The sequence below is a fragment of the Parvibaculum sp. genome, from assembly GCF_049671045.1.
In the GTDB taxonomy this organism is placed as follows: Bacteria; Pseudomonadota; Alphaproteobacteria; order Parvibaculales; family Parvibaculaceae; genus Parvibaculum.
The window spans coordinates 24,879-34,048 of sequence record NZ_JBATUH010000104.1 but is presented as its reverse complement, the minus strand read 5'-3'; the positions used below and the strand labels follow the sequence as shown (position 1 = coordinate 34,048).

At 65.7% G+C, this 9,170-nt stretch carries 6 protein-coding genes and 1 tRNA gene; 3 read left to right on the top strand and 4 right to left on the bottom strand.

What is annotated here, in order from left to right:
• Positions 1-1,265 (bottom strand): gamma-glutamyltransferase family protein (locus WBG82_RS11880; protein WP_424424735.1); only part of this gene is annotated, 1,265 nt, incomplete at its 3' end.
• Between the two features lie 108 nt (positions 1,266-1,373).
• Between WBG82_RS11880 and WBG82_RS11875 the strand changes: the two genes are divergently transcribed.
• Positions 1,374-2,426, top strand: a complete 1,053-nt coding sequence (locus tag WBG82_RS11875; RefSeq protein ID WP_424424734.1) for a P1 family peptidase — start codon at positions 1,374-1,376, stop codon at positions 2,424-2,426.
• A gap of 111 nt (positions 2,427-2,537) precedes the next feature.
• Positions 2,538-2,614 (top strand) — tRNA-Arg (locus WBG82_RS11870).
• A gap of 84 nt (positions 2,615-2,698) precedes the next feature.
• Here WBG82_RS11870 and WBG82_RS11865 read toward each other — a convergent pair.
• Both WBG82_RS11865 and WBG82_RS11860 read right to left on the bottom strand, forming a co-directional pair.
• Positions 2,699-3,367 (bottom strand): trimeric intracellular cation channel family protein, encoded by a 669-nt coding sequence (locus tag WBG82_RS11865; RefSeq protein WP_424424733.1) that lies wholly within the window; start codon positions 3,365-3,367, stop codon positions 2,699-2,701.
• On the bottom strand, positions 3,364-4,632 hold the full coding sequence (locus tag WBG82_RS11860; RefSeq protein ID WP_424424732.1) for a M20 family metallopeptidase: 1,269 nt from the start codon (positions 4,630-4,632) through the stop codon (positions 3,364-3,366). The genes WBG82_RS11865 and WBG82_RS11860 overlap by 4 nt, the downstream gene beginning before the upstream one ends.
• A gap of 521 nt (positions 4,633-5,153) precedes the next feature.
• Here WBG82_RS11860 and pgm point away from each other — a divergent pair.
• Positions 5,154-6,806: a phosphoglucomutase (alpha-D-glucose-1,6-bisphosphate-dependent) gene (gene pgm, locus WBG82_RS11855; protein ID WP_424424731.1), complete on the top strand. Its 1,653-nt coding sequence runs from the start codon at positions 5,154-5,156 to the stop codon at positions 6,804-6,806.
• A gap of 77 nt (positions 6,807-6,883) precedes the next feature.
• On the opposite strand, the gene WBG82_RS11850 is transcribed toward pgm, so the two are convergent.
• On the bottom strand, positions 6,884-8,899 hold the full coding sequence (locus WBG82_RS11850; RefSeq protein WP_424424730.1) for a DUF1302 domain-containing protein: 2,016 nt from the start codon (positions 8,897-8,899) through the stop codon (positions 6,884-6,886).
• Positions 8,900-9,170: the final 271 nt, after the last annotated feature.

Genomic DNA, 9,170 nt, shown 5'->3' with positions numbered 1-9,170 from the left:
GCCGCCATGAGGTGGCTGCCGAAGGGCGCCTCGATGGAGGTCGTCATGGAGACGACGCGGCCCTGCGCGTCGATGATGCTGAAATGGCTCGTCGAGGGGCGCGAAATGTCGCCATTGAGCCCATAGGCGTCGGCGCGCCGGTCGCCGATCTCACCCGGCGCGGCGCGGCCCATGGAGAGGCTCGGATCGATGAGGCTCGCGCGCTTGCGCAGATAGGTCGCATCGAGCATGGCGTCGACCGGCACATGGACATGATCGGGATCGCCGATGAATTTGGCGCGGTCCGCATAGGCGAGCTTTTCGGCTTCGGCGATGAAATGCACGGCGACGAGCGACATGGGCTCGATCTGCCCCATGTCGAAATTTTCGAGGATGCCGAGGATCTGCAGCGTCGAGATGCCGCCCGAAGTCGGCGGCGGCATGGTGCAGATGCGATAGACGCGATAGGGCCGGCAGATGGGCTCGCGGGGCTTGGCCTCGTAGGCGGCGAGGTCGGCGAGCGAGAGCGTGCCGGGAAGCGCGGGCGCATGGGTCACCGCATCGACGATCTTCTGCGCCACCGGGCCGGAATAGAAGCCATCGGGCCCCTTGTCGGCGATGAGCTTCAGCGTCTCCGCGAGTTCGGGATTTTTGAGGAGCGCCCCGGCCGCGAGCGGCACGCGATTGCCCTCCGCGTCCTTCGTGAAGAAGTAATCCTGCACCATCGGCATGGAGGCGAGCGCCGGGTCGCGCGCGATCGAGGCGGCGAGCTTCGGCGAAATGTTGAACCCCTGTTCGGAAAGCCGGATCGCCGGCTCGAAAAGCCTCTTCCACGGCAGGACGCCATGCTGCTGATGGGCGAGCCAGAGCAGGCGCACGACGCCCGGCACGCCGACCGAGCGACCGCTCAGAACGGCATCCTTGATCCCCAGCGGTTCGTTCTTGTCATTGAGGAACATGCCGGGCGATGCGCCTTCCGGCGCCGTCTCGCGGCCGTCATAGGCGTCGAGCTTTTCGTTCTCGGGCGCCCAATGGAGCATGAAGGCGCCGCCCGCAAGGCCGGACGATTCGGGCTCGACGAGTGTCAGCACCGCCTGAACGGCGATCGCCGCATCGACGGCGCTGCCGCCTTCCTTCAGAATCTGTGCGCCCGCCTCGCTCGCGTAAGGGTTTGCGCTTGCGACCATATAGGGCTTGCGCGTGCCCTCGCCGAAGGTCCACCACAGCGCCACCACGACAATGAGCATTGCCATGCCGATGACCGGCAGAATTCTCTTCGGTGTCATGATCTCGTCCCCTTCGCGCCGTTTGGCCGGTCCCGAAACGCCCGGAGTCTGATAGGGTTCGGAGCGTGACCGCGCCCCCTTGGCGGCCGGCAGTGCGAGGGACAGCTTATGAACATCGGCGGCATCCGCAAGGGGCGGCTTAATCTCATCACGGATGTTGAGGATATTCTCGTCGGCAATGCGGAGGATGCGGGCGCCCGCACGGGCGTCACCGTGATCCTGCCCGGGCGGCGCGCCGTTGCCGCTGTCGATGTGCGCGGCGGCGCTCCCGGCACGCGCGAGACGGACGCGCTCGACCCTTCATGCCTCGTCGAGGAGGTCGATGGCGTCGTGCTCTCGGGCGGTTCCGTCTATGGCCTCGATGCCGCCTCGGGCGTCGTCTCCTGGCTCGGCGCGCGCGGGCGCGGCTTCGCGCTCGGCAATTCGGCCATGGTGGCGCCCGTGGTGCCCTCCGCGATCCTTTTCGATCTCACCAATGGCGGCGACAAGGACTGGGGCGAGGAGCCACCCTATCGCGCGCTTGGGCGGCGCGCCTGCGAGCATGCGGGCCGGAGCTTCGCGCTTGGCAATGCAGGGGCGGGGTTCGGCGCGCGGGCAGGCATGCTCAAGGGCGGGCTCGGCTCCGCATCGGCCGTGAGCGCCGGGGGCCTCACCGTGGGGGCGATCGTCGCCGCCAATCCTTTCGGCTCCGCCGTCATCCCCGGCAGCGACCGTTTCTGGGCCGCGCCTTATGAAATGGATGGCGAGTTCGGCGGCCGTGGCTGGCCGGAGCGGGTGGAGGGGCTTGCCGCCCGCGATCCGCTGGAGGAGACGAAGGCGGCGCTGGCGGGCATGGCGGGGAAGGTCGAAGGAGGCAACACGACGATCGGCCTCGTCGCGGTCGATGCCGATCTGACGCCGGTCGAGGCGCGCCGCGTCGCCATCATGGCGCAGGACGGCCTTGCCCGCGCCATCAGGCCCGTTCATGCCCCGGTCGATGGCGATGCCGTCTTCGTGCTGGCGACGGGAAGGGTCCGGCTTGGCGCCGAAAATCGCGCCGGATCGGTGGCCGGGCTGGGCTCCATTGCCGCCGATTGCCTCGCCCGGGCCGTCGCCCGCGGGGTCTATGAGGCCGAAACTCTCGGAGACGCCGAGAGCTATCGCGCCAGATACGGGCGTTGAACGAAGCGCAATTTGCCCCCTCCTCGGCACTTGCCATCCGTCCTTCGACCCTTTAAGAGTTGCGCCGCTCTCGCATTGCTGGCCCGGAACGGTTGGCCCCATGGAGAGCCTGCGCCGGTAGCTCAGCTGGATAGAGCACCAGACTACGAATCTGGGGGTCGGGAGTTCGAATCTTCCCCGGCGCGCCACTTTATCGACCGCTTTGGAATAAGACCGGGCACCGGGATCGGTACGCCCCGCCGCCGCTGCCCGAAGCGGATAACGGCAATCCTTCATCGCTCGTCCTGGTTCTCCGAAGGATTCGTGTCGGCTCGCTGCCGCGCCGAAAGGTGGGCGACCGGCAGGTGCCAGCCGTGCCAGATCGCCATGTAGCGAAGGCCAAAGCACAAGACCCCTCCCGCCGATGCCGAGATACCGTAGGAGATGCCGAGCAGGTGGCCGGTGACGACGAGCGAGGCTCCGGCAAGCGCGGCGATGGCATAGAGGTCCGAGCGCAGCACCTGGGGAATCTCCGCCAGGAGAACATCGCGCGTCATTCCGCCGCCGATGCCTGTCAACATGCCCAGAAGGGCCGACATGACCGGGCTCAATCCGAACTCGATCGCCTTCTGGGCGCCGGCGACGGCGAAGAATGACAGTCCCACGGCGTCGAACAGGAGCACGGGCGTGCGCAGCCTGTCGACGCCGGCATAGGAGAAGAACGTGATGAGCCCGGCGAGGACGGAAACCAGCAGGTATCGCCCGTCGGTCAGCGCGGCGGGCGGCACGGCGCCGATGAGCACATCGCGCGTGACCCCGCCGACATTGCCGGCCACGAATGACAGGACGAGGATGCCGAAAATATCGAGGCGGCGATTGACCGCGGCAACGGCGCCGCTGATCGCGAAGACAAACGTGCCTCCCAGATCGAGAATGCGCACGAAGGTTTCGATGGTGATCATGCAAGCCACGCCAGAGCGCCGACCACCAGCGCCTCGATTCCGGTTTCGAGCGTCGGATGCAGAACGGGCGCGAATTTCGGACTGTGATTGACCGGCAGGTCGTTCAGCCTGCCCGCCGCCTTGGCCTCGGCATAGGTTTGCGGATCGGTGCCGCCGACGAACCAGAACACCGAGGGCGCCTGCCATGCTGTGCCAAAGCAGCCGAAGTCCTCGCTTGCCGGCGCCGGTCCGGTGCGATGGACGCGATCGGCGGAAAAATAACCGCGAAGGGCCTCCGCAACGCGATTGCTCGCGGCCTCGTCATTCACATTGAGCGGATAGCTGTCGAGCGGCGTGATCTCGGGCTTGCGCGGCGCGCCGGAGGCTTCGGCCTCGGCATTGACGATCCGCTCGATTGCCGCAAGAACGTGCTTGCGCACGGAAGCGTCGAATGTGCGCACATTGAGCTTGATGAGAGCTTCGTCGGGTATGACGTTCTCCTTCGTGCCGGCCTGCAACACGCCGACCGTGACCACGGCCGCATCGGTTGCGGCAACTTCGCGGGAGACGATGGTCTGGAGCCGCAGGACGACGGACGCGGCCATCACGACGGGGTCGATGCTGGCTTGCGGCATCGAGCCATGCGCGCCACGGCCGAAGAGGCGGATCTGCAGACTGTCCGCCGCCGAGGTGATTGGCCCGGAGCTTCCGGCGACGGTGCCTGAGGGGCCAAGCATGACGTGCTGGCCGAGCACGACATCCGGTTTGGGAAAGCGCTTGAGCAGGCCGTCATCGATCATCGCCCGGGCGCCTTGCGCGGTTTCCTCGCCCGGCTGGAACACAACCATCAGTGTGCCCTTCCAGACAGCCCGAGCCTGCGAAAGCAGCGTCGCCGCGCCGACGAGCCAGGTGACGTGCATATCGTGACCGCACATATGCCCGACCGGCACGGTCTTTCCGTCGGCATCTTTCGTCGTGACCTTGCTGGCATAGGGAAGACCGGTATCCTCTGCGATGGGCAGCGCGTCCATATCGGCGCGCAGCATCACCGTCGGTCCCTGACCATTGCGAAGCAGGCCGACGACACCCGTTCTGCCGACCGCCGTCGTCACCTCATAGCCGGCCTCGGCGAGCCTCGCAGCGGCGATGCCCGCTGTTCGCGTCTCCTGCATCGACAATTCGGGATGGGCGTGAATGTCCTTGTAGAGCGTCTCGAGGTCGGGCAGCAGATTGCTCATATTGCCCAGTATGGCGGAAGCACTCGGCTGAAAAGCATGCGCGGCCATGGCAATCTCCTCGTCATGCGCCCGGCATATCCCGGGCATGGTTGACGCCGGTGAGCACGATCATCCTGCCCATCGGTGGCAACGGCAAGGGCGATTCCGCGCGTCAGGCGCGAAGCAGAAACCGGCAGGCGCGGCAATGACATAAGGGTGCCGAGCCTTACGCTCTCCGGCGCATCACTCGCCCCGTTACCAATCATGCCCGTCAGCCGCGATCCGGCCGGATTGCCCATGGGTGGGGCCGGGCTCGGCGGGAACGGGGCGGCGGTTTCAGCGCGGTAGTCTCGGCGCAGCGGGCAGGGGGCAGACCGAGGCCCATCCATAAATTAATTCGTTGGCGGATTATATCGGCGCGGCGATCCCGGCCGGAGCAACGGGGCCGCAAATCTCTGCCGCCGCCCTTCGCGTCTTTCTGGTAATCAGGCGGGAAGGCGCGCTAATCTCGGCGAACGCCTGGCCGCGCATCCCCGTTCGCAGCGGTGCCGGCCCTGGCTTCAGACATTTCCGGGGCGAAAGCGACAAAGATGACAGAGAAGGCAAATCCGCTGGCAGGCAGGCCGGCGCCGGCATCCATGCTCGTCAATGTGCCGAGACTTGTGACGGCTTATTTCTCGGAGACGCCGGACCCCGGCCTCGCGGCGCAGCGCGTCGCCTTCGGCACCTCCGGTCATCGCGGCTCCGCATTCGATTGCGCTTTCAACGAGGCGCATATCCTGGCCATCGCGCAGGCAGTCTGCCTCTACAGGCAGCATGCCGGGATCGACGGCCCGCTCTTTCTCGGCATGGATACGCATGCCCTCTCCGAGCCTGCGCTCGCAAGCGCGCTCGAGGTCTTCGCCGCGAATGGCGTCGAGACGATGATCGATGCGGGTGGGGGATACACGCCGACCCCCGTCATCTCGCACGCGATCCTGACCTGGAACAGGGGCCGCCGGAGCGGTCTCGCCGACGGCATCGTCATCTCTCCCTCGCACAACCCGCCCGAGGATGGAGGCTTCAAATACAACCCGCCGAATGGCGGCCCGGCCGATACCGATGTCACCGCATGGATCGAGAAAGCGGCCAACGGCTTTCTCGAGCGCGGGCTCGAGGGCGTGCGTCGCGTGCCGCTCGCCCGCGCGCGGCAGGCGGCCTCGGTCCATGCGCATGACTACATCACGCCCTATGTGAGCGACCTCGCCAATGTCGTCGACATGGATGCGATCCGGGCGAGCGGCGTGAGGATCGGCATCGATCCGCTCGGAGGCGCGGCCATAGATTATTGGGGGCCGCTCATCGAGCGCTATGGCATCGCCGCGACGGTCGTGAACGATGCCGTCGATCCGACATTCCGCTTCATGACGCTCGACCGGGATGGAAAGATCCGCATGGACTGCTCCTCGCCCTATGCGATGGAGCGGCTGGTCGGCATGAGCGGCAGCTTCGACATCGCCTTCGCCAACGACACCGATGCCGACCGCCATGGCATCGTCTGCCCGTCCGCGGGGCTGATGAACCCCAATCACTTTCTCGCCGCCTCGATCGCCTATCTCTATGCGAACCGCCCGGACTGGAGGGCGGGAAGCGCCATCGGCAAGACGGTCGTCAGCAGCGGCATGATCGACAGGCTCGCCGGCAAGATCGGCCGCGACCTTGTCGAGGTGCCGGTCGGCTTCAAATGGTTCAGCCCCGGCCTCATCGACGGCTCGATCGCCTTCGCCGGCGAGGAAAGCGCGGGCGCCTCCTTCCTGCGGCGCGACGGCACCGTGTGGACGACCGACAAGGACGGCATCATTCTCGGCCTCCTCGCGGCGGAGATGACCGCGCGCCTCGGCAAGGACCCGAGCGCGATCTATCGCGACGCCACGGGCGATCTCGGCATCTCCTGGTACGAGCGCATCGACGCGCCCGCCTCGGCGGCGCAGAAGGCCGCGCTGAAGAAAGCCACGCCCGAGCGCATAGCGGCGAGCGAACTCGCCGGGGAAGAAATCGTGGCGAAGCTCGACAGGGCGCCCGGCAACGGCCAGCCGATCGGCGGCATCAAGGTGATCGCGAAGAACGGCTGGTTCGCGGCCCGGCCATCCGGGACCGAAGACGTCTACAAGATCTACGCCGAGAGCTTTCTCGGCATGGATCATCTGCGCCGCATCCAGCAGGAGGCGCAGTCGGTCGTCGACGGGCTGGTCCGGCAGGGATAGGCCGCGCGCCGCTCGACGCGCCATACGGAAAAGCCCGGCCGCTTGCGGCCGGGCTGTCGCTTCCGTCCTCTTTCCGCTCAGAAGGCGTAGGAAAGCGAGGCGCTGGCGAAGTCCTTGTCCACCATCGCGTTCCTGTAGCGGTTGCCGAAGCTCGAGGCATAGTCGAGGCTGAGCTTGTAGGCCGACTTATAGTCGAAATCGATGCCCGCGCCGACCGTCTTCACGCCTTCGACGAAGCCGGGCCCGATCGGCCCCGCCGAATATCCCTTCACGTCATGCGCGAAGAAGACGCGCGGCGTCGCTGTCACCGCCGTTCCCATGAATGAGTTGTATTGCATCATGGCGAGCAGGCGATAACCCCACGAGAAGGACGATGCATATTGCGGAGCGATGATGCATCCCGTCGTCGTGTGGCAGGAGTCTCCAAGCACGGTTGCCATGCCCGCATTCGGATGCGCTTCGCCCGAACGCGGGATCATGAACCGGTTGCCGCTCGCATCGGGCAGATACTGGAAGCCCGCATTGGCGACCAGAACCAGCAGGTCGCCATTCGCTGCCTGCACGAGCCAGTTGGAGGGCGTGAAGGTGCTCAGCGTATAGGCCTGGCCGTGCAGCGCGCGCATGCGCTGATAGCCGGGAATGACATCTCCGGGCCGGACGGGCGCGCCCTGATAGATCGCCTGCTGGCCGGGCTGCGCCGTGAATCCCGCATTGACGAAATCCGCGCCGAGAAGCTCGGTGGTGTCGATCTGGAAGGGCATGTTGGTGAAGAAGGCAAGCTCGCCCGAGAAGGCCGTGCCGTTCATGAAGTCGGCGATGGTGGTGTTGAAGCTCGTGCCGATCATGTGAATGTCTTCGGGAAACTGCGCGAGGAGATATTTGCCGCTGGTTCGCGAATCGAGCCCCTCGGCGCCGCCGCAGGTCGAGATCGGCTGGCCCGCTTCATTCGTCAGCAGCGTGATCGTGCAGGCGGGGCTCGTCATGTCGCCACCCGAGAGGAGGGCCACGGCGGAGAGCATCGTCTGGTTGGAATTGGCGGTGAAGGTGCCGATCGGCAGCTTGTCGTGGAAGTTCACGAAATAGGCGCCGAGATCCGTTCCGTCATTGAGCCAGTCGGCATAGTAGCGAAGCGCCGCGCCCCATTGCCCGCTGTTGCGCGCGCTTTGCGAGGCGCCGCGCTGGACGAAGAGCGGATCGGAAAGTCCGCTCGTCGAGCGCGGCGAGCCATCCGGCAGTGAATAGAATTCACCATTGCTGAGCGCATAGGCGCAGCCATCGGCCAGCGCATCGCTCGGCGCGAAGAAGGTGCCGCAGGGCGGAAGCGGCGACTTGTCCCACTCCAGAATATACATCGCCTCGAGCGTGAAGTTGGCGGGAAGGCCGAGGCTCGCATAGGCAGTATTCTGCGGCAGGAATACCTCCTTGAGTTCCGTGCCGGGCTTCGTGAAGGCGGCGACATCGAGCGGCAGATAGGAGGAAATGCCGCCGGGAACGAAGGTGCTTTCGCCCCAGTTGACGGCCTGCCGGCCGATGCGGACATTGAGCGGCAGATCGCCGAAGACGTTGAAGTCGGCATAGGCGAAAGCGTCGAGCAGCTTCATCTGACGCAGTTCGCGGTTATAGGCGTCGTCGCCGCGATAGAAGTCCTGGAGCGGGCGGCGCTGGCGGCTCGGCGACGTGATGGGGCCGTAAGCGCCCGAGCCGTCGCCGAGATCATAGGCGACCGGGTCCCAGAACGCCTTTGCGCGCACGAAGGCGCCGAAGTTCTGCCACTTGGCGCCGAGTTCCGAAATCATCTTCAGCGGCGCGGAGATGAGTTCGCCGCGTTCGACGTTCACATTGCCGTCATCCGAATTCACATCGTAATCGGCGCCGTTGGAACTCGTGCAGCCGCCATTATAAACGGAGATGTGATCGCAGGACTGGCGCGATGTGCGGATGCTTGCGGCGATCGAGGCCGTATTGTCGAGAGTGACGTCGACATCGCCGAAATTGTACTGCGCCGCCGAAGCCGGCAAGGCGAATGCCACGGCGCCGAAGAGCGCGATGGCCGGAACGAAGTTTCTGGCATTCAGGCGGGACTGAGGCCGCATTGTTCTCCCCTCTGCGATTGTTACGCTACGCGGGGCGTTGCCCGCTTCATGCTTCGCGCATGAGGAATCCCGCTCATGCGCGCGGTGGCTGCGAGGGTCTATTTCGGAAGGAAAGCCGCCATCGGGTGAGGTCCGGTCCGGCCAAAGCGGGGGTCCGATGCGGACCGGCCATCAAACTCGAAGTGCCCGACAATTTCTTACAATGTGCGCGACAAAAATCCAAAGCAACGTATACGGAGCGTATTGTTTTCGCTTCCCTGGCGTGCGCATC

What these genes read in the sequence shown, in the direction of transcription:
- WBG82_RS11875 (WP_424424734.1), top strand. Translation starts at nt 1,374, where the DNA reads ATGAACATCGGCGGCATCCGCAAGGGGCGGCTTAATCTCATCACGGAT.
- WBG82_RS11865 (WP_424424733.1), bottom strand. Translation starts at nt 3,367, where the DNA reads ATGATCACCATCGAAACCTTCGTGCGCATTCTCGATCTGGGAGGCACG.
- pgm (WP_424424731.1), top strand. Translation starts at nt 5,154, where the DNA reads ATGACAGAGAAGGCAAATCCGCTGGCAGGCAGGCCGGCGCCGGCATCC.
- WBG82_RS11850 (WP_424424730.1), bottom strand. Translation starts at nt 8,899, where the DNA reads ATGCGGCCTCAGTCCCGCCTGAATGCCAGAAACTTCGTTCCGGCCATC.
- WBG82_RS11860 (WP_424424732.1), bottom strand. Translation starts at nt 4,632, where the DNA reads ATGGCCGCGCATGCTTTTCAGCCGAGTGCTTCCGCCATACTGGGCAAT.